16 protein-coding genes are annotated in these 18,984 nt (G+C 68.6%); 9 read left to right on the top strand and 7 right to left on the bottom strand.

Annotated features, from left to right (window positions below; genetic code table 11):
• Positions 1–10 precede the first annotated feature (10 nt).
• The 7 genes from VKZ50_00355 to glk form a co-directional block, all read right to left on the bottom strand.
• A complete protein-coding gene (locus VKZ50_00355; GenBank protein ID HLJ58166.1) occupies positions 11–1,726 on the bottom strand; it encodes a hydantoinase B/oxoprolinase family protein in 1,716 nt (571 codons plus the stop codon).
• Positions 1,723–3,846, bottom strand: coding sequence for a hydantoinase/oxoprolinase family protein (locus VKZ50_00350; protein HLJ58165.1), 2,124 nt, complete (start codon positions 3,844–3,846; stop codon positions 1,723–1,725). Before VKZ50_00350 ends, VKZ50_00355 begins: the two co-directional genes overlap by 4 nt.
• A 261-nt stretch (positions 3,847–4,107) precedes the next feature.
• On the bottom strand, positions 4,108–4,425 hold the full coding sequence (locus tag VKZ50_00345; GenBank protein ID HLJ58164.1) for a YXWGXW repeat-containing protein: 318 nt from the start codon (positions 4,423–4,425) through the stop codon (positions 4,108–4,110).
• Positions 4,426–4,665: 240 nt separating this feature from the next.
• Positions 4,666–5,175, bottom strand: a complete 510-nt coding sequence (locus VKZ50_00340; GenBank protein ID HLJ58163.1) for a DinB family protein — start codon at positions 5,173–5,175, stop codon at positions 4,666–4,668.
• Positions 5,176–5,187: 12 nt separating this feature from the next.
• The gene (locus VKZ50_00335) at positions 5,188–5,838 is read right to left on the bottom strand and encodes a chlorite dismutase family protein (protein HLJ58162.1); all 651 of its coding nucleotides are present in this window, start codon (positions 5,836–5,838) and stop codon (positions 5,188–5,190) included.
• Between the two features lie 116 nt (positions 5,839–5,954).
• Positions 5,955–6,902 carry an aldo/keto reductase gene (locus VKZ50_00330; protein ID HLJ58161.1) on the bottom strand — a complete coding sequence of 316 codons (948 nt, stop codon included), beginning with the start codon at positions 6,900–6,902 and terminating at the stop codon, positions 5,955–5,957.
• A gap of 101 nt (positions 6,903–7,003) precedes the next feature.
• The gene (gene glk / locus VKZ50_00325) at positions 7,004–8,002 is read right to left on the bottom strand and encodes a glucokinase (GenBank protein ID HLJ58160.1); all 999 of its coding nucleotides are present in this window, start codon (positions 8,000–8,002) and stop codon (positions 7,004–7,006) included.
• Positions 8,003–8,251: 249 nt separating this feature from the next.
• On the opposite strand from glk, the gene VKZ50_00320 reads away from it, so the two are divergent.
• The 9 genes from VKZ50_00320 (at position 8,252) to VKZ50_00280 (ending at position 18,564) form a co-directional block, all read left to right on the top strand.
• Positions 8,252–10,054 carry a peptide ABC transporter substrate-binding protein gene (locus VKZ50_00320; GenBank protein HLJ58159.1) on the top strand — a complete coding sequence of 601 codons (1,803 nt, stop codon included), beginning with the start codon at positions 8,252–8,254 and terminating at the stop codon, positions 10,052–10,054.
• Positions 10,055–10,281: 227 nt separating this feature from the next.
• Complete coding sequence (locus VKZ50_00315) at positions 10,282–12,081, top strand: peptide ABC transporter substrate-binding protein (GenBank protein ID HLJ58158.1); 1,800 nt, start codon at positions 10,282–10,284, stop codon at positions 12,079–12,081.
• Between the two features lie 36 nt (positions 12,082–12,117).
• A complete protein-coding gene (locus VKZ50_00310) occupies positions 12,118–13,062 on the top strand; it encodes an ABC transporter permease (protein HLJ58157.1) in 945 nt (314 codons plus the stop codon).
• A gap of 88 nt (positions 13,063–13,150) precedes the next feature.
• On the top strand, positions 13,151–14,017 hold the full coding sequence (locus VKZ50_00305) for an ABC transporter permease (GenBank protein HLJ58156.1): 867 nt from the start codon (positions 13,151–13,153) through the stop codon (positions 14,015–14,017).
• 132 nt (positions 14,018–14,149) lie between these two features.
• Complete coding sequence (locus VKZ50_00300) at positions 14,150–16,144, top strand: N-acetylmuramoyl-L-alanine amidase (GenBank protein HLJ58155.1); 1,995 nt, start codon at positions 14,150–14,152, stop codon at positions 16,142–16,144.
• A gap of 98 nt (positions 16,145–16,242) precedes the next feature.
• Positions 16,243–16,977, top strand: coding sequence for a ribonuclease PH (gene rph, locus VKZ50_00295; protein HLJ58154.1), 735 nt, complete (start codon positions 16,243–16,245; stop codon positions 16,975–16,977).
• Positions 16,978–17,009: 32 nt separating this feature from the next.
• Complete coding sequence (gene rdgB, locus VKZ50_00290; protein HLJ58153.1) at positions 17,010–17,726, top strand: RdgB/HAM1 family non-canonical purine NTP pyrophosphatase; 717 nt, start codon at positions 17,010–17,012, stop codon at positions 17,724–17,726.
• Positions 17,723–17,863, top strand: a complete 141-nt coding sequence (locus VKZ50_00285; protein HLJ58152.1) for a hypothetical protein — start codon at positions 17,723–17,725, stop codon at positions 17,861–17,863. The genes rdgB and VKZ50_00285 overlap by 4 nt, the downstream gene beginning before the upstream one ends.
• Positions 17,860–18,564: a hypothetical protein gene (locus VKZ50_00280; protein ID HLJ58151.1), complete on the top strand. Its 705-nt coding sequence runs from the start codon at positions 17,860–17,862 to the stop codon at positions 18,562–18,564. The genes VKZ50_00285 and VKZ50_00280 overlap by 4 nt, the downstream gene beginning before the upstream one ends.
• Positions 18,565–18,984 lie beyond the last annotated feature (420 nt).

The raw sequence follows: 18,984 nt of genomic DNA, 5'->3' as shown, positions 1-18,984 counted from the left end.
ACGAGCCGGACTACCGGCGGGTCCGCGTGGCCTCGGGACGCCGCGCCCGGCCCCGTGCATCCACGGCGACCCCGTACGCGGCGGCGCCCCGAGGCGTGATGTACCCTTCGTTAAGATCGGCTTGGACCGCGTCGAGCGGGCGGTCGGTCGGGACGCCGTAACCGCTCCCGCCGGCGATCTCGATCGTGGCCCGCTGCCCCGGCGTGTGGATCTCGACGACGCCGGCGTCGCCGCGCTCTTGGACGCCGTCTCCACCGTCGGAGCGCTCGAGCAGGTACGCCCGCGCGAGCGCTCCGGCGAGTCCGCCGCGGAGCCCCGGCGTCGCGACGAGCCGACCGTGCGGGCGGAACTCCACGAGCACCGGCTGCGCGCTCGGTTCGAGCAGGCGCATGCGGACGCGCTGGCCGAGTCCGCCGCGAAAGCGGCCGGCTCCCCCCGAGTCCGGGATCAGCTCCTTGCACTCGACGAGCAACGGTGCGCGGCTCTCGTACATCTCGGCAGACACGTTGGCGGCGGACGTCGGATACAGCAGCGCGGACTTGCCGTCGCCGTGCGCGCTGCCGCCCTGTCCGCCGCCCTGGAACAGGTGGTCGTTGAAGACGCGGCCGTCCCGGTCGACGCCGTAGGCGCGCATGCCGATCGGCAGCCCCGTGAACGCCTGCACGCGGTCGGGCAGAACCGGGGCCAGCGCCATGAACACGGCGGGACCGAGGTACCAGCCCGTGTGCGTCCGTTCGTTGACCGACGCCGGGTAGCGGCAGTTGAGGATCGACCCTTCCGGCGCGATGACGTGGAAGGGCCGGTAGCAGCCCGCGTTGGACCGGATCTCCGGCGTCAGAATCGACTTCAGCACGTAGGTGGTGTGCGCCGCCGTGTAGTGATACGTGCAGTTGATCCCGCCGCGCGGCAGCTGCGGCGGTGCGCCGGTCCAGTCCACGGTGATCTCGTCGCCGCGAACGGTCACCGCGCACGGCAGGCGGAGCGGTTCGTCGATGCCGTCGAACCCGACCTCGCTGTGATACGTGCCCTCGGGGACGGCCCGGATCGCGTCGCGCATCGCGCCCTCCGCGCGCGACTGGACCTCGCTCGCCAGCCGCGTGAGGGAGTCCAAGCCGTACTCGTCCATGAACGCGACCAGGCGGGTGGCGCCGACCTGGTTGCTGGTCACCTGGGCTTGGATGTCGCCGAGCACCATCTCCGGCCGTCGCACGTTGGCCTGGATCATCGCGACCAGATCTTCGTTCAGCGCGCCGCGGCGGTAGAGCCGGAGCGGCGGAATCTGCAGCCCCTCGTCGTACACCTCGCGCACGTGGAGCGAATCGCGGGTGCCGCCGATGTCGGAACAGTGGCCGATTGAGCCCACGATGCCGACGAGCCCGCCCCGCCGAAACACGGGCGTCACGACCGCGAGGTCGTAGAGGTGGCCCGCGCACATCCAGGGGTCGTTGGTCACGAGCACGTCGCCGTCCGCGAGCGTCTCCTTCGGGAACGCGCGGAGCACGTGCTGCACCGCGAGCGGCAGGGTCAGATTGAACGCGGGCATCGAGCGCGGCGAGTGCGCGATCGATTCGGCGTTCGCGTCGAACAACTCGCATCCGAAATCCTGCGCCTCCCCGATGATCGTGCTGAACGCGGTGCGCCAGATCGTGATCCAGCACTCCTCGGAGATGTTGACGAGCCGGCTCCACATGATCTCGAGCGCGATCGGGTCGAAGGCCGTGCTCACCGGGCACCTCCGGGCGGCGTCGCCGCCGCGGCCGCGTTGATCTGGATCAGCAGGTTGGACAGCGCGTCGACCCTGAGGGTGTCTCCCGGCCCGACGACCGTGGTCGCCTCGTGCTCCTCGACGATGGCGGGACCGCGCACGGCGCACCCGGGTGTGAGTCGGTACCGGTCGTACACTGGTGCCTCCACGAATCCCTCCGTCTCGGGAAAGTAGGCGGACCGACGCCCGCGGAGCGCCGCCGCCGCGCTCGCGGACGGATCGACGCGGCCGGCGGCGAGCGCGAACTCCGGCCGCGGGCCGGTCACGAGGACCCGCCAGTTCAGAACCTGGATTTGCCGCCCGGCAAGAAACGTGCCGTAGAGCCGTCGGTACTCCGACTCGAATGCGGCGCCCAGGGTCGGTGCGACGGTACGGGTGAGCCGCCCGGCGGGGACCGCGACCTCGATATCGTGGAACTGGCCGACGAGGCGCATCTCGGCGCGTCGGGTAGACGTGACTCGATCCCCGGAGACACCGGCGGCTGCCAGCATCGCGCGTCCCTCCGCCTCCATGCGGCCGTAGAGCGCGTCGACCGTGTCCCAATCGAGGGTGTCCAGCAGGCCCGGCAGGGAGTGGACCAGGTCGAAACTCGTCGGCGAGACGAGGAACCCGAGCGCGGACGCGACCCCCGATGCCGGCGGGACGATCACCTCGGAGAGGCCGAGAATGCGCGCGACGCGCGACGCGTGGGCGGGCCCGGCGCCGCCGAAGGCAACCATCGCGAACCGGCGGGGATCTTGCCCGCGCTCGATCAGGTAGACGCGCGCCGCCGCAGCCATGTTCTCGGCAACGATCTGGTGCACCCCCCATGCCGCCGCGACGGGGTCGAGCCGCAGTTGGGCGCCGAGCTGTTCGAGCGCGGCGACGGCCGCGCGCCGATCGAGCGGCATCGCCCCGCCCAAGAAGTAGCCGGGGTCGAAATACCCGAGCACGAGGCATGCGTCGGTGACGGTCGCTTCGACGCCGCCGCGGCCGTAGCACGCGGGGCCCGGGACGGCCCCCGCGCTGTGCGGGCCGACCTTGAGCAGGCCGAGCGTGTCAACGCGCGCGATCGAGCCACCGCCGGCGCCGATCTCCATCATGTCGACCGCCGGCACGGTGACCGGCAGGCCCGAACCTCGCTTGAAGCGATGGACGCGTGCCGCCTCGATCGACGGCGCGATCTCGGGCCGGCCGTCCCGGATCAGACACAGCTTTGCGGTCGTGCCGCCCATGTCGAACGCGACGAGATCGCGCCGGCCCAGCTGTTCGCCGAAGAACGCCGTGACGAGCGCGCCGCCCGCCGGGCCCGACTCGAGCAGGCGAATCGGGAACCGGCGCGCCGAGTCGGGCGCGATCGTGCCCCCCGACGACTGCATCAGCGCGAACCGGCCGCGGAACCCACGCGCAGCGAGCGCCGTGTCCAGACGGCGCAGATACCGGTCTACGAGCGGCTGGACGTACGCGTTGCAGACGGTCGTACAGCTGCGCTCGTACTCCCGAATCTCGGGATCGATCTCGCTTGAGATCGACACGCTGAGCGCCGGAACCTCCTCGCGCAGGAGATCGCGGACCGCGCGCTCGTGCGACGGATTGACATAGGCGTGGAGGAACACGACCGCGACCGCCTCGATGCCCTGGGATGCGAGATCGCGCGCCGCGGCCCGCACCTGCGCCGGGTCGAGCGGCGTCAGCACGGTGCCGTCGCGGGTGACGCGTTCGTCGACCTCGATGCGCCAGCGCCGCGGGACGAGCAGATCGGGGTACTGCAAGAACAGGTCGTAGATGTCGTACCGCTGCTCCTTGCCCATCTCGAGGATGTCGCGGAACCCACGGGTCGTGAGGAGCGCGGTCCGAGCGCCTGCGCGCTCAATGATCGCGTTGGTGACCAGGGTCGTGCCGTGAACGAGCGCGTCGACGTCCCCAAGGGCGATCTCCGCCGCGTCGCACAGTTCGATCAGGCCCCGCAGCGCGCCCTCGGCCGGATCGTCGGGGGTGGTGAGCACCTTGTGGAGGCGGATCCCACCGGCACGCTCGTCCGCCAGCACGAGGTCGGTGAAGGTGCCGCCGATATCGAGGCCGATTCGATACCCGCCGGGCATGGTAGGTGTCTTCTCCGGTGACCCACCCCACGCCTCTGATCTGCGACGAGACGTCGGGGTGACGAGGGACGTCTCGTCCGCGCGCGGGCGATCCGCGTCCGGGACTCTCGGCAAGCGCGCCCGGGGGATCGCCGAGGTTGTCCGGGCGAACGCGCGGGTCTAGCGGTTCGCGAGTGCGCGAGGCGGCACACGGCCACGCGGGTGCCGATGTGGGTCCGCGTCGTGACCGCGCGCCGCCTCGCGACGCGCACTAGCGCGAGCCTATCGCCAGTGGCCCTCGACCCAGACCCACCCGCCTCCTCGCGGGACCCAGTGTCCGGGAACCCACGCGGCCCCCGCCCGCGGTCCTCTCGCCCAATACCCGTGTATCCAGACCCACCGGCCGCCGTTCCACGCCCAGTGCCCGCCGACCCACACCCAGCCGGGGCCCGGCGTCGCCGGGACCACTTCGTACTGCGCCGCAGGCGGCGGTCCGGGCGCGATGACGACGACGGTCACGGCCGACGCGGTCATCGGCAGAGCGATCGCCCCCCCGGCGATGACGAGCGCGACGGCGCATGCCACAAGCGTGCTTCTCATGGTCGTCCTTCTCCCTTCGCGTCGCGACGCACGGTCGAGGCTCCGGCCAGTGCGTCGCGTGTGGTTGGACCTACGTGTGACCTTCACACGCTCACAGCGATTGCCGGTCGTCGAAAGTTCCCGTGACCGGCGTCGATCGCCAGGGAGACGCCCGGGCGGCGGGTCGGAGAAGGGCGGGTGTCCACACCATCCGCGCAACGGAGCGGCGTGGCGAAACGACACAGACCGTCGGCGCGCGCCTTAGTTCTGTGGCACCGTGGTTTGCGTAAAGCGGATGTGGTCCAGGTTCTGGGCCTCCACGCCCAGTTGCCGCAGCATCGCCATGGCCTGCGCGCGGTGATGGACCTCGTGCATCATGATCTGCGTGGCGATGTCCGCCTTTGTCGCCGTGAGCAGTACTGTCTGGTTCGGCCGCACGAGGCGGCAGGTCACGGTACGGTCCCAATCCGTTGTCTCGGCCAGCGTGGCGCGCGTCTGCTGCGACTGCGCCGTCCACACGCGCTCGAGCTCCGCGAATGTCGGCAGGCGCTGCTCGTTGATCGGCCACTCGGCGAGCGGCGGCAGCGGCTCCTCCCGGAGCCGCATCGCGAGAAACAGTTCCGCCCGGGCGATTTCCACGAGACAGCCGCGGACGGACCGCGCCCCGAACGGAAACGGCTGCGCGTACTGAGCCTGGTCGAGCGGGCGCACCCACTCGAACAGCTTCTGTCGAGCTCGGAGGAGTACGTCGTAGACGTGAACGGGTGACATCTCGCGCCTCCGCTATCCGAACACGCGCCGCAGCGTCTCTTCGACCGATCCGTAGCGACCGGCAAACGTCGGCGTGTCGCGCAGTGTGTACGGCCGACCGGCGGTGCTGCGCATCCCGGTGACGAGTTCCTGGAACCGGGTCAGGTCGTCGGTCTCGTACCCCACCACGAACTCCCAGTCCGCGAGGCCCGTGCAGTAGAGCAGCAACTGCTCGATGTCGTCGAAGCTGTGGCCGAACCGGGAGTGCTCCATCATCATCGTCCGCCGGATCTCGGGCGCCATCTGGTACCACTCGTGGGTCTTGCTGAACGGGTATACGACGAGAAAGCGCCGGCGCTCCCCGGGGATCTTGACGTTCGTGCCGTCGCGCCCGGTGTACTGGGACGAGCGCACGAAGCCCCACAGGCTCCACGTCAACTCAAGGTCCGTGTGCAGCAGCCGGCGAGCGGCTTCCTGATAGGCGTCCGGCTCGGCCGCCGCGATCCAGGCTCCGAGATCGGCATCGCCGCGCAGACCGACCAGGCTGTACGTGTACAGGCCGGCGACCCCCGGCGTTGCGGCCGCCGACTCGATCGCCTCCCGCGCGCGCCCCGCCTCGTGCGACGTCCGGCGTCCCGCGGGAACCCGCAGGAACAGAAACCCGTGCATCCGTGGACTGTCCATCACTCCGTGCCCCCTCGACCGCCTGGCCCCCGTGCGCGACAGCGCGCGCCGCGCTCCAGCGTTGGCGTCTCCAGTCTAGCACGCCCGCGCCGACGCGGCGCGGGCAGAGACACCGCTTAGAACGCGACGAACGCCTGCGACAACTCGTTGATGCGAGTCACCACGTCCGGGCGCAGTTCCAGATCGACCGCCTTGAGATTCTCCTCCTGCTGGGCGACCCGCGTCGCCCCGACGAGCGCGCTCGTGATCCCCGGCCGGTTCATCACCCACGCGAGCGTGAGCTGGGCGACCGTGACGCCGATCTCGGCGGCCAGCCGCTCCATGTTCTGGGCGAGGGCGAGGTTCCGTTCGTTCAAGCGGCGGGCGAACGCCGGCTGCGTCAGGGCGCGGGAACCTTGGGGCGGTTGCGCGCCGGGCTTGTACTTTCCGGTGAGGATCCCGCCCGCCAAGGGGAAGTAGACGATCAGGCCGACGCCCTGGTCGAGACATACCGGCACCAGCTCGGGCTCGATGCGACGGTCGGCGGGCGAATACTCCGGCTGGACCGACACGTACCGCGCGAGGCCATGCCGCTCGCTCATCCACAACGCCTTGCACACCTGCCACGCTGCGAAGTTCGAGCACCCGATGTAGCGGACTTTGCCCTGTCGGATCAGGTCGTCGAACGCCTCGAGCGTTTCCTCGACGGGCGTATGCTCGTCGAACTGGTGAATCTGATACAGGTCCACATAGTCGGTTTGGAGGCGACGGAGGCTCCCCTCGATCTCGCGCATGATGTGCCACCGCGAGGAGCTCATGTCGTTGGGGCCGTCGCCCATCCGCATGCCGCATTTGGTCGCGACGATCGCCCGCGCCCGCCGCCCCTGCAGCGCCTTGCCAATGATCGTCTCGGACCGAGTGTCGGTGTAGATGTTCGCGGTGTCGATGAGGTTGACGCCGTGGTCCAGCGCGTGGTGGATCACGGCAATCGAGGCGGCCTCGTCCGCCCGTCCACCAAACGCGTTGGTGCCGAGGGCGAACGCGGATACGCGCAGTCCGGAGCGCCCAAGCTGACGGTACTTGATCGTCCTCACCTCCGTTGCGGGAATGCGCGCCGGCCAGCCGACGCGCGACGCGAGTGCCGAACAAGAGAGGCGATTGGCCGGCGGAGGCGGCGGACCCTGCTTCAGGCCGGCCGAGTGGGTAGGTCGAGCCCGACGCAGGCTGCGCCCACCAGGGCGACGCCGGGGTGTGTGATGACGTGGACCGGGATCGCGGAGAGAATGGTGGAGAGTCGGCCCTTGTCGGTGAACGCCTGCATGAACCGCCCGTCCTCGAGCGACGCCGTGATGCGGGGAGGGATGCCGCCGCCGAGATAGACCCCGCCGGTGGCGAGGACCTTGAGCGCGAGGTTTCCCGCTTCCGCGCCCAGGATCGCGACGAACTCGCCCAGCGTGTCCGCGGCGAGTTGGGACGGGGGTTCGTGCTCGAGCGCGGCGCGCATGATCACGGGCGTCGGATCGTCCGCTGCGGCGAGTTCCTGGGCGAGCCACGCCGGCTCCGGCGCGGCGCCATTGTCCCGCAGGTACGCGTAGATGTGCGGGATCCCGAGGCCGGAACAGACGCGCTCGTAACTCACGTGGGAGCCGTCGCGCGCGAGCGCCGCGAGAAGGCCCCGCTGCACGGGCGTGCGGGGCGCGAAGTCTGCATGGCCGCCTTCGGACGGATAGGCGCGGTACCGGCCGCCGTCCCATGTCAGAAACGCCTCGCCGAGGCCGGTCCCCGGCGCGACAATGCCGATCGCTCCACCGGAGACGGTCGTGCCCCGGTTCACGGTGTGGCGGTCCGACGCCTCCAGGGCGGGCACCGCGCTGGCGATGGCCACGAGGTCGTTGACGACCCGGACCGGAGCACCGCGCAGCGTCCGTCCCAGCGCCGCGTCGTCGACCGTCCAGGGGACGTTGGTGATCTTCGCGACGCCGTTGATGACCGGGCCGGCGACGCCGAAGCTGGCCCGGTCGATCGATGGCTTCGTCTGGCGGAGGAACTCTTCGATGATCGCCTCCAGGCTGGGATAGTGGTGGCTCGGAAACGTCGCCTGCGCCAGTGGCGACCGCGGTCCCGCATCCGGGGTGAAGATCCCGAGGGCGGTTTTGGTCCCTCCGATGTCGCCTGCCAGCAGCATCGTCCGCCTCCACCGTGTTCGCGCCGCAGCCTGTGTTGTGTTGGCCGGCGCCTGCGCTCACCCCTGCGCGTCGCGAACGGGCGGTGCGTCCGCCGCCGGAACCCCGGGGTGCCGTCCGGCGGTCCGCAGGAGTTCTTAGTAACACCTCGAACTCCGGGGCTCAACTTGGTGCGTGGGACAGGATGTGGCGGTGTCTTGGTTTGAGACATCCTGTGTCGTGCAGACGACGGCAGAAGAAGAGGTGCAGGTATGAGACAGAGGGACTTCGATCTGCTCGTCCGCGACCTCCGGCAAGGGCGCCTGAGCCGCCGCGACGTGATCGCCCGCCTCGTCGCGTTGGGGGTGTCGGCGGGTGGCATCACCGCTGTGCTGGCGTCGCCGACGCCGCAGCCCGCGTGGGCCGCAGCCGCAGGCGGGCGCGGCGCGAGCGGTGTGCTCAAGCTGCTGTACTGGCAGGCGCCCACGATTCTGAACCCGCACCTGGCCCAGGGCACGAAGGACTTCCACGCCGCGCACCTCTGCTGCGAGGCGCTGCTGTCGGTCGACGCGAGTGGGCGATTTACCCCCGTGCTGGCGGCCACGGTGCCATCCCGCGCCAACGGCCAAATTGCGGCCGACGGCAAATCGGTCACGTACAAGCTGAAGCCGGGTGTCAAGTGGGCGGACGGACGTCCGTTCACGTCCGACGACGTGGTGTTTACCTACCAGTTCGTCGCCAACAAGGAGACCGGGGCGACGACGTACGGCAGCTACGTGAACGTCGCGAAGGTGGAACCGGTGAATCCGCTCACCGTGAAGGTCACCTTTAAGGCGCCCACGCCGGCGTGGTACCTGCCATTCGTGGGCATCAACGGGATGATCCTCCCGCGGCACGCGCTCGACGCGTACATCGGCAGCAACGCGCGGAACGCGCCGTTCAATACGAAGTCCTTCGGCACCGGGCCGTACATGGTGGACAGTTTCCGGCCGGGCGACCTCGTCGTGTACGCCGTCAACCCGAACTACCGCGATCCGAACAAACCCGCGTTCAGTCAGGTCCAGATGAAAGGTGGCGGGGATGCCACGTCCGCCGCGCGCGCGGCCTTGGAGACGGGCGAATACGACTACGCGTGGAACCTCCAAGTTGAGTGGCCGGTGCTGCAGAACATTGCCAAGGGGGGTAAGGGCCAGATTCTCACCGCCGCGGGCGGTGGCGTTGAGCAAATCTATCTGAATCAGTCCGATCCCAACAAGGTCGTCGACGACCAACGGTCCTCGGTGAAGTCGATGCACCCGTTCCTCACAGACCCGAAGGTCCGGCAGGCGCTCGCGCTCGCCTCGGACCGCCAGACGATGGCGCAGCAGCTGTACGGGACGACGGGCGACGCAACCCCGAACACGCTGACCACGCCGACGAACCTGGCGTCGAAGAACACGAAGATCGCCTTCGACCTGGCGCGGGCCAACCAGCTGCTCGACGAGGCCGGGTACACGCGCGGTCCCGACGGCATTCGGCAGAAGGGCGGCGTGAAGCTACAGGTCGTGTATCAGACCAGCGTCAACTCGCTCCGCCAGAAGGAACAGGAGATCATCAAGGCGGGGTGGGAGAAGATCGGCGTGGCCACGACGCTCAAGTCGATCGATGCCGGGGTCTTCTTCAGCAGCTCGCCCGGGAACAACGATACGTGGGCGCACTTCTACACCGACGTGGAGATGTTCACGACCGGGTTCGGATCGCCGTTCCCCAGCGCGTACATGGCCCGGTTCTACACGGGAGATGCGGCCAAGGACATCCCGCAAAAGGAGAACGATTGGTCCGGAATCGCCTGCACCCGCTGGGTGGACAAGACGTACAACGATCTGTACGAGCGGGCGCAGAACGAACTTGACCCGAAGAAGAACGCAGATCTGTGGATCAAGGCGAACGACCGGGTCGTAGAACAGGGCGTGGCCATCCCGCTGATCGATCGGAAACTCGTCTCCGCGCGGGCGAACACGCTTGACACCGGGGCGAACATGACGCCGTTCGACGACGAGACGTGGAACATCGCCGACTGGAGGCGGAAGGCCTAGGACCGCCGCCGGCGTGGAGTGCCGGGATCATCGAAAGGGGACGAGCTGGGGTCCGCTTCGGCCGGGGGTGCCGGCCGGTGCGGGCCCCTGTCGCGTGTTTGGGGGGGGCCGCAGGAGTCCTTAGTAACACCTCGAACTCCGTGGGACGCTAGCGCGTAGGATATGCGGGACGCGTTCCTAAGAACACGATCCGGCCGGTTCGACGACAACCAAAAGGGGTGACAGGAATGGGCAAGAGAGACATCAGCTTGCTCCGCCGCGACCTCCGAAACCATCGGCTCACCCGGCGCGAAGCCGTCGTGAGGCTCATGGCCCTCGGCGTGTCCGCGAGCGGGATCAGCTCCATACTCGCCGCCTCGACCGCGCAACCGGCGCGGGCGGCGGCCGCCGGCGGGCGAGGGTCGAGCGGCGTGGTCAAGTTGCTCTACTGGCAGGCCCCCACGATCTTGAACCCGCATCTGGCCCAGGGGACGAAGGACTTTCACGCCGCCCGGATGTGTGTCGAACCACTGCTTACGGTGGACGCGGCGTTGAACTTCACCCCGATGCTCGCGGCCACAGTACCGTCTCGCGCGAACGGTCTCGTGTCCGCGGACGGCAAGTCGGTGACGTACAAGTTGAGGTCGGGGATCAAGTGGGCCGACGGCAGGCCGTTTACCTCCGACGACGTCGTGTTCACCTACCAGTTCGTCTCCAACAAGCAGACCGCAGCGACCACCTACGGTTCCTATGTCAACATCGCGAAAGTGGAGCCCATCAATCCGCTCACGGTCAAGATCACGTTCAAGACGCCGACGCCGGCGTGGTATCTGCCGTTCGTCGGGGAGACCGGCGGCATCGTGCCCCGCCACGCGCTCGATGCGTACGTCGGGAGCAACGCGCGCAACGCGCCGTATAACCTGAAGTCGTTCGGCACCGGGCCGTACGTGGTGGACAGTTTCCGGCCCGGCGACCTCGTCGTGTACGCGATCAATCCGAACTATCGCGATCCGAACAAGCCCGCGTTCAGCCAGGTTCAGATGAAGGGCGGCGGGGACGCGACGTCGGCGGCGCGCGCGGTGTTCGAGACCGGGGAGTACGACTACGCGTGGAACCTCCAGGTCGAGTGGCCCGTGCTGCAGCACATGATCGGGGAGGGGAAGGGGCAGTTGCTCACGGGCGCGGGCGGTGGCGTCGAACAGATCTTCTGCAACCAGACGGATCCGAACAAGGACGTGGGCGGCGAGCGCTCCTCGGTGAAGGCGCCCCACCCGTTCCTCACGGATGTGAAGGTGCGGCAAGCGTTGGCGCTCGGCGTGGACCGGCAAACAATCGCGCAGCAACTGTACGGCCTCGAAGGAGACGCAACGGCGAATACGCTGACGACCCCGACGAGCGTGGCGTCGAAGAATACGAAGATCGCCTATGACATCGCCAAGGCGAACCAGTTGCTCGACGAGGCGGGCTGGCAGCGCGGGCCGGACGGCATCCGCCAGAAGAACGGGGTCAAGATGCAGGTGACGTACCAGACGAGCGTCAACAGTCTCCGGCAGAAGGAGCAGGAGATCGTCAAGGCGGGCTGGCAGCAACTCGGCGTGGCGACGACGCTCAAGTCCGTGGATGCCGGCGTGTTCTTCAGCAGCTCGCCTGGCAACAACGACACGTACGCCCACTTCTACACGGACGTCGAAATGTTTACGGCGACGTTCTCGCCGTTCCCGAGTTCGTACATGGGCCGCTTCTACAGCGGCGACGTGGCCAAGGACGTGGCCCAAAAATCGAACGACTGGTCCGGCCTGGACATCGCGCGGTGGGTGGACAAGCAATACAACACATGGTTCGATCAGGCGCAGGCCGAGCTCGACCCGAAGAAGAACGCCGACTTGTGGATCAAGATGAACGACCGCGTCGTCGACCAAGGGATCTCGATCACGCTGATCGACCGGAAGGCTGTGTCGGCACACGTCAACAGCCTGGACGTCGGGCCGAACATGTCACCGTTCGATGACGAGACGCGCAACATCGCCGACTGGCGGCGGAAGGCGTAACCTGGGAGGCGGACCCGACGCGCGCGTGACGCCCGCATGACACGGTACATCGGACGGCGGCTGCTCACGTCGATCCCCACGCTGGTGCTGATCAGCATGGTGGTGTTCGGCATCCTGGCGCTCGCGCCGGGGGACCCGCTCAGCCAGTTCGCGGCGAACCCGGACATCCCGCCGGAGGTGCGCATGAACATCCGGCACCAGCTGGGGCTCGACCAGCCCGTGCCGGTGCGGTACGTGAAGTGGGCGGTCGCGTTCCTGCACGGAGACTGGGGGTATTCGTTCTCGAGCCGGGTGCCGGTCGACCGACTGATCCTGCAGCGCCTCCCGACCGACCTGTGGGTGGTGGGCTCGTCGTATCTCGTGGCGGTGATCCTCGCGATCCCGATCGGCGTCCTCTCGGCGATCAAGCAATACTCGCTGTTCGACCAACTCGCCACCACGTTTGCGTTCATCGGGTTCTCCCTGCCGACGTTCTTTACCGGCGTGCTGTTCATCATCATCTTCAGCGTGCGGCTGCGATGGCTGCCGTTTATCTACAACGTGGAGGTGACGGATCCCGTCGTCATGGTGAAGCAGGCGCTGATGCCCGTCGGGGTGCTCGCGTTGTTCAACTCGGCCGGGCTGGTGCGGTTCGTCAGGTCCTCGATGCTCGACAATGTCGGACAGGACTACGTCCGCACGGCGCGCGCGAAGGGGCTGGCGCATCGCAAGGTCATCATCCGCCATGTCCTTCGCAACGGGCTGATCCCGGTCGTGACGCTGCTGGCGCTCGGCCTGCCCGCGGTGTTCGTCGGCGCGGTGATCACCGAGCAGATCTTCCGCGTGCCGGGGATCGGCTCGCTCTTGATCGCGTCGATACAGAACAGCGACACGCCGGTCGTGATGGCGATCACGTTCGTCTATGCGATTCTCGTCGTGCTCTTCAACGTCGCCGCCGACGTCCTCTACGGCCTCTTGGACCCGCGGATCCGTTATGGCTAGCACCCGCCCCGAGCAGGTCGTCGGCGTCGCCGCGGCCCCGCCCGCGACGCGGGCCGCCATCCCGACTCGGCCGCGCCCCGCGCGAACGATGTGGGGAGACGCGTGGCGCCGGTTCCGGCGGCACCGCCTCGCGATGGCGGGCGGTGCCGTGTTCCTCGTGCTCGTCGCGGCGACGCTGATCGGCCCGGCCGTCTATCACGTCGGGATCAACACGATCGACTTTCACGCGGCGATGGCGCCGCCGTCCGCGGCGCACCCGCTCGGGACGAACGACCTCGGCCAGGACATGCTCGCGCGGGTGCTGTACGGCGGGCGGATCTCGATCGCCGTGGGCATCGCGGCGATGTTGATGTCGGTGACGGTCGGCACGCTCGTGGGCGCGATCTCGGGGTTCTTCGGGCGGACCGCGGACCACGTGCTTATGCGGATCACCGATGTGTTCATCTCGCTGCCGTCGCTGCCGCTCCTCCTGCTCGTCATCTACCTGTACCGCGACATGTTGGCGCGGACGTTCGGGCCGCAGTTCGGCATCTTCTGGTTGATCGTCGGCGTGATCGGCGGGTTGAACTGGATGCCGACGGCACGGCTTGTGCGTGCCGGGTTCCTCGCCGTTAAGGAAAAGGAGTTCATCGAGGCCGCCCGCAGCCTCGGGGTCGGGACGCTCTCCCAGATCTTCCGGCACATCCTGCCGAACGTGTTGAGCCCGGTCATCGTGTCGGCCACGTTGTCGGTCGGGTCCGCGATCATTGCCGAGTCCACCTTGTCGTTCCTGGGACTGGGGTTCCCGCCCGACATCCCGACGTGGGGCCGCCTCCTGTACGACGCGCAGAACTACCTCGACATGGCGCCGCACATGGCGATCTTCCCGGGATTGATGATCTGTCTTGCCGTGCTGTCCATCAACTACGTGGGGGACGGGTTGCGCGACGCACTCGACCCGCGTCGGCTGCTCTGACCCGCGCGGCCGCTGGACGTCGACCGTGCTCGCCCGGCCCGACGTCCCTCGGCCGCAGGAGTTTCAAGGTCCAGGGCGAATAGGGCGCTCCGCGGCAGGCCGCTCGGATCGCACTTTTCGTCGGAGGACTGTATGAAGCTGTGGTGGGCCGCTCTCGCGTTCGCGTCGCTGTTGTTTGCGGTACCCCACTTCGCGTCCGCTCAAACCGCGCCGATTCGCGTCATCGTGAATGATGTTGCGGTTTCGCTCCCTCAGCCGGCCGAGGTACGGGGCGGCGCCGTGGTGGCGCCGCTTGCCCCGATCGTGCAGGCGTTCGGTGCATCGACGCAGTGGGATGCGCCGACGCGGACGCTCATCGTTCGCGGCGTTTCGGGTGCGACGCTCCGGCTCGTCGTCGGCCAAACGACCGTTACCGCAGGCGACTCCCGCTGGGATCTCCCGGTGGCGCCCTCACTGCAAGGCGGCATGGTGGTTGGACCGGTGGCGTCGGTGCTGCGCGGTCTCGGCGCCTACGTGAAGCAGCACGACGAGGACGGAACGCTCGACGCGGTCTCTCAGATTACGGGGCTGGTGTGGCGCGGCGACGCGGACGGCCTGACCGTGACCGTGTCGGCGACCGGACCCGTGCGGGCGGACGGCGGCGTGTTACACGGACCGGAGCGGCTCGTGGTTGATCTGCAAAGCGCCGTCATCCGGTTGAAGACCCCTGACACCGCGATCGGGTCCGGGCCGGTGATCGGGGTACGGACCGCCCAGTTTCACGTGCGACCCTACGTGACGCGACTCGTCTTCGATCTCGCGCACCCCCTGCCGTTTCAGATCGCGACGAGCCCGGGTACGGTGACGCTCGCGCTGGGGGCCGCCGGGGCCCCGGTCGCGAGCGCGCCCGCTCCGACGGCGCCGACCGCGGGAGTGTCCGCCGGCGCGGCACCCCAGGCTCCCGGCGTCGCTGGGACGCACCCGTCGAGTTCGCCGCCGGCGGCAGCGGCGCCGTCCGGGACCGCTACGGCGGGCGCCGCGCCAAGCGGCACGGCCACGGGGACTGGGCAGGTCGGACACGGCGCCCAGGGCCCGGCGTCTTCGGCTGCGGGCGGGGCGGTGACCGCGGCTGCTCCTGCCACAGTTCCTGCGGCGTCGGGCACCGCGGGCGATTCCGGTTCGGCGCAGGTGTCGACGAGCGCCGGGGGAACGCCCGAGCCGGTCGCGCTGCCGGCGCTCCCTGAGTTTGCCGACGGACCCGGGGCGTTCCACGTGCAGTCGGTGACATACGACGACGTCAGCGGACAGCTCGTGATCCGGGCGTCTCAGCGCGCGACGGTCACGGTGCACCAGTGGACGTACCCCGACCGCCTCGCGATCGACATCGCCGACGGGGTGTTTCGAGACCGGCGGACCGACGTCGAGATCGGCAGCGGGGGTATTCGCAACGTCGTTGTCTCCCAGTTTGGACTGCACCCCAACCTCACGCGGGTGCTGGTGCACCTAAACCGGAAGATCGCATATACGATGACGACCGCTGACGGCGGGCGGACCGTCGTGATCGGGTTCACCGACGCGGGGCGTGAGGGCCCTCCGCCGCCTGCGGTAATCATCGATCCCGGGCACGGCGGCGACGATTCGGGCGCGATCGGCCCGAAAGGTACGCACGAGGCGGACGTCGCGCTCAACATCGGGCGCATGGTGAAGGATGCGCTCGAGCGCCAGGGGACCCACACGGTGCTGACGCGCACCGATAACACGACCGTCGCGCTTGAGGACCGCCCGGATCTCGCGCAGCGCTACGGCGGCATCGTGTTCGTGAGCATCCACGCGAACGCCAGCGCCGACCCCACCGTGCAGGGCACGACCACGTACTACTACACGCCTCAGAGCCGCGCGTTGGCCGAGCTCGTGCAGGCCGAGGTGACGCGGGCGCTCGGGGAGCAGGACCGCGGATTGCAGACCGCGCGCTTCTACGTGATCGTGAACACGCAAATGCCCGCGATCCTCGTCGAGACTGCGTTCATCAGTAACCCCAAAGAAGAAGCGATGCTCCGCGATCCGGCGGTCGACCAGCGGATCGCGGAAGCGATCGCCCGGGGCATCGAGAAGTTTCTGGCCGAACAGTCCCAGATGACGTCTCACTGACCGCGATCCTGCCCGCTGGGCGCGCGACGGCCGCCGGAGGAGCGTTCACGCGCCGCCCCGAAGGTACCCGCGACCCATCCCTCTTGAAGGAGCTCACGATGGCGCGTCGCGACGGTCGAGGTGCGGACGAGCTCCGGCCTCTGATGCTGACTCGGAAGTACAACAAGTACGCGGAAGGGTCGGTGTTGGTGCAACTGGGCGACACCCGGCTCATCTGCACCGCCAGCCTGGACGAGAAGGTGCCGCCGTTCATGCGGGGCAGCGGGCAGGGGTGGGTCACGGCCGAATACGGGATGCTGCCGCGCGCGACCCACGACCGGAGTCCTCGGGACGCGACGACCGGACGCGTCGGGGGCCGCACCCACGAGATCCAGCGCCTCATCGGACGATCGCTGCGCGCGGCGGTCGATCTGGCGCGCCTCGGGGAACGGACGATCCAGATCGACTGCGACGTGTTGCAGGCCGATGGCGGTACGCGCACCGCCGCGATTACGGGCGCGTTCGTCGCGCTCGTGGACGCGTTGTTGCTGCTGAAGCGCACGGGGGCCGTCCCGAAGCTGCCCATCAAGGAGTTCGTCGCGGCGACGAGCGTGGGTATCATCGACAACACCCCGGTGCTCGACCTGACGTACGAGGAAGACTCTCGAGCCCGCGTGGATATGAACATCGTGATGACGGAATCGGGGAAGTTCGTGGAACTGCAGGGGACCGGTGAAGGGGGCCCGTTCACGAAACCGGAAGCCGCGGCGTTGATGGCGCTGGCGGAGCGTGGGATCGTCACCCTCATCGCGCGGCAGCGTGACGTCCTCGCAGACGCGCTCACGACGCCGTGACTGTCCCCGGCTCCCCGCGGAGGCGCGACCGGTTGCTCCTGGCGACGCGAAACGCGGGGAAAGCCCGCGAGATCGGCGCGATCTACGCGCACCTGGACCTCGACATCCTCACCCTGGACGCGTATCGTGCGGTGGGCGAGCTGCCGGAACGCGGAACCACCTATGCCGAGAACGCGGCGAGCAAGGCCGCGGCGGCCGCCGCGGCCACGGGCCTCGTGGCGCTCGCGGACGACTCCGGGATCGAGGTCGACGCGCTGGACGGCGCTCCGGGTCCCCGCTCGCGCCGGTTCCTCGGCGACGACGCGAACGATGACGATCGCAACCGGCGGATGCTCGAGTTGCTCGCGAGCGTGCCGGACGGCCTGCGGACCGCGCGCTATCGCGCGGTGGTGGCCATCGCGCTTCCCGACGGCGAGACCCGCGTGTTTGAAGGCACCTGTGAAGGAACGGTGGCATGGACGCCGCGCGGCGGCCGCGGGTTCGGGTACGACCCGGTGTTCGTGGCGATGCCCGACGGGCGGACGATGGCGGAGTTGTCGTTCGACGAGAAGAACCGGATCAGCCACCGGGCGCACGCCCTGCGCGCGGCGGAGCCGTACCTCCTGTCCGTGTTCGCCGCGCGATCCGAGGAGGAGGCGCGTGCGTCCGGCGCCAATACGAATACTGGCGCGCCGCGCGCGGCTGGGGGCTCGGGAACCACCGCGGGTGCGATTGCCCCGGACGAATCATCCGCGGGAGGGCGTCGATGACACTCAGCAAGTTTCTGACCTACTGGTCGCTGCTGTTCGCGATCCTGACGATTTGGGGATTCTCCGTGCTCGTGGCGCTGGTCGACGCGAAGGACGAGCTGCGGGCGCGCTTCAAGAAGCCGCTGCCGGGTCGATGACGCTCAGCAAGTTTCTGACGTACTGGTCGTTACTGTTCGCGATCCTGACGATCTGGGGCTTTTCCGTCCTTGTCGCGCTAGCTTCCGCGAAAGACGAGCTCCTCGACGCGTTTCGGAAGCGCTGGGCCACCGGCGTGAGCGCCCGCCTGGCCTTTACGGACCCGCTGGCCGGGCGGTCGACCGCGGAAACGCTGACCGCTCGTCCCGTGACGGAGTTGCAGAAGTGGGTACTCGATCAGGTTGCCCCGATCGCGGAACGCCTCGGGGTCCGGGTTCGGACGCTCGTGTTGCAGGACGGTCACGGGCACTTCGTAGTGTACCTCGCACAGGGCAAGCGCCTCGTGACGTATCGGCTCGACAAGGCGTGGGTCACGGACGCGGTCGCCGGCAAGGCCGACCAGCTCGATCGGATCCGGCAGGCCGTCGAACAGTACTTGCGACAAGAGTTTCTTGGGCAGGCGCCGGTTCCCAAGGCACCTCCCGCCGCGCCAAGCCCACCGGCCGCCGCGACGGCCGGTGGCGTTGCATCTGCTACTCCCGCGCCGGCTTCCGCATCAGCCGGAACTGCGCCGGCGGGCGTCACCGAGGTGAGCCGCGAGGAGCGCATCGCCGCGGCCAAGGCCAAAGCGGAAGCGCTTAAGTCACAACGCGCGGCGTCAGCCGGGGCACAGTCTCAGTCCGTTCCGCCCGAGAAGACCTAAGTGTCCTCGATCTAGAGCGCCGACGTTCGGGCGCCGGTTTGCAGCACTTCCGCGCGCGCGTCAGGACTGCATCCCACGGTTGTCGAGGCGCGCGATGGCCGACCGTTGTTCTGCCCCCAATGTCACCGTGTTGAGATGGCTACACAGCGACAACATGGAGAGTCGTGAGCGCAACGCTCGGGCAACGCGCGAACGTGGACGCGCCGCTCCTATCTATCCGCCGTCCTGCTTCGCACCACGCAGGTCGCCCGCACCGGCGTAACAGACGATGGCAAAATACCCCTAGTCGGTGGTCGCCACGGGAATCGGCGTGCCGTATCTACGCTAGCGGATCTGCGTGTCACGGGCACGGCGCTTGCCACAGGGCTTTCTACACCGCGCACAACGCAAGTATTGGGAGATGGCGGCTGCCGCGCGTTG

It is taken from the genome of bacterium (assembly GCA_035295165.1).
Taxonomy (GTDB): Bacteria; Sysuimicrobiota; Sysuimicrobiia; order Sysuimicrobiales; family Segetimicrobiaceae; genus JAJPIA01.
This window is presented reverse-complemented; position numbering and strand designations above follow the sequence as displayed.

Bases quoted from the DNA above. Each gene is read 5' to 3' on its own strand.
- VKZ50_00350 (HLJ58165.1), bottom strand. From the start codon at position 3,846: ATGCCCGGCGGGTATCGAATCGGCCTCGATATCGGCGGCACCTTCACC.
- VKZ50_00345 (HLJ58164.1), bottom strand. From the start codon at position 4,425: ATGAGAAGCACGCTTGTGGCATGCGCCGTCGCGCTCGTCATCGCCGGG.
- VKZ50_00340 (HLJ58163.1), bottom strand. From the start codon at position 5,175: ATGTCACCCGTTCACGTCTACGACGTACTCCTCCGAGCTCGACAGAAG.
- VKZ50_00335 (HLJ58162.1), bottom strand. From the start codon at position 5,838: ATGGACAGTCCACGGATGCACGGGTTTCTGTTCCTGCGGGTTCCCGCG.
- glk (HLJ58160.1), bottom strand. From the start codon at position 8,002: ATGCTGCTGGCAGGCGACATCGGAGGGACCAAAACCGCCCTCGGGATC.
- VKZ50_00320 (HLJ58159.1), top strand. From the start codon at position 8,252: ATGAGACAGAGGGACTTCGATCTGCTCGTCCGCGACCTCCGGCAAGGG.
- VKZ50_00315 (HLJ58158.1), top strand. From the start codon at position 10,282: ATGGGCAAGAGAGACATCAGCTTGCTCCGCCGCGACCTCCGAAACCAT.
- VKZ50_00310 (HLJ58157.1), top strand. From the start codon at position 12,118: ATGACACGGTACATCGGACGGCGGCTGCTCACGTCGATCCCCACGCTG.
- VKZ50_00305 (HLJ58156.1), top strand. From the start codon at position 13,151: ATGTGGGGAGACGCGTGGCGCCGGTTCCGGCGGCACCGCCTCGCGATG.
- VKZ50_00300 (HLJ58155.1), top strand. From the start codon at position 14,150: ATGAAGCTGTGGTGGGCCGCTCTCGCGTTCGCGTCGCTGTTGTTTGCG.
- rph (HLJ58154.1), top strand. From the start codon at position 16,243: ATGGCGCGTCGCGACGGTCGAGGTGCGGACGAGCTCCGGCCTCTGATG.
- VKZ50_00285 (HLJ58152.1), top strand. From the start codon at position 17,723: ATGACACTCAGCAAGTTTCTGACCTACTGGTCGCTGCTGTTCGCGATC.
- VKZ50_00280 (HLJ58151.1), top strand. From the start codon at position 17,860: ATGACGCTCAGCAAGTTTCTGACGTACTGGTCGTTACTGTTCGCGATC.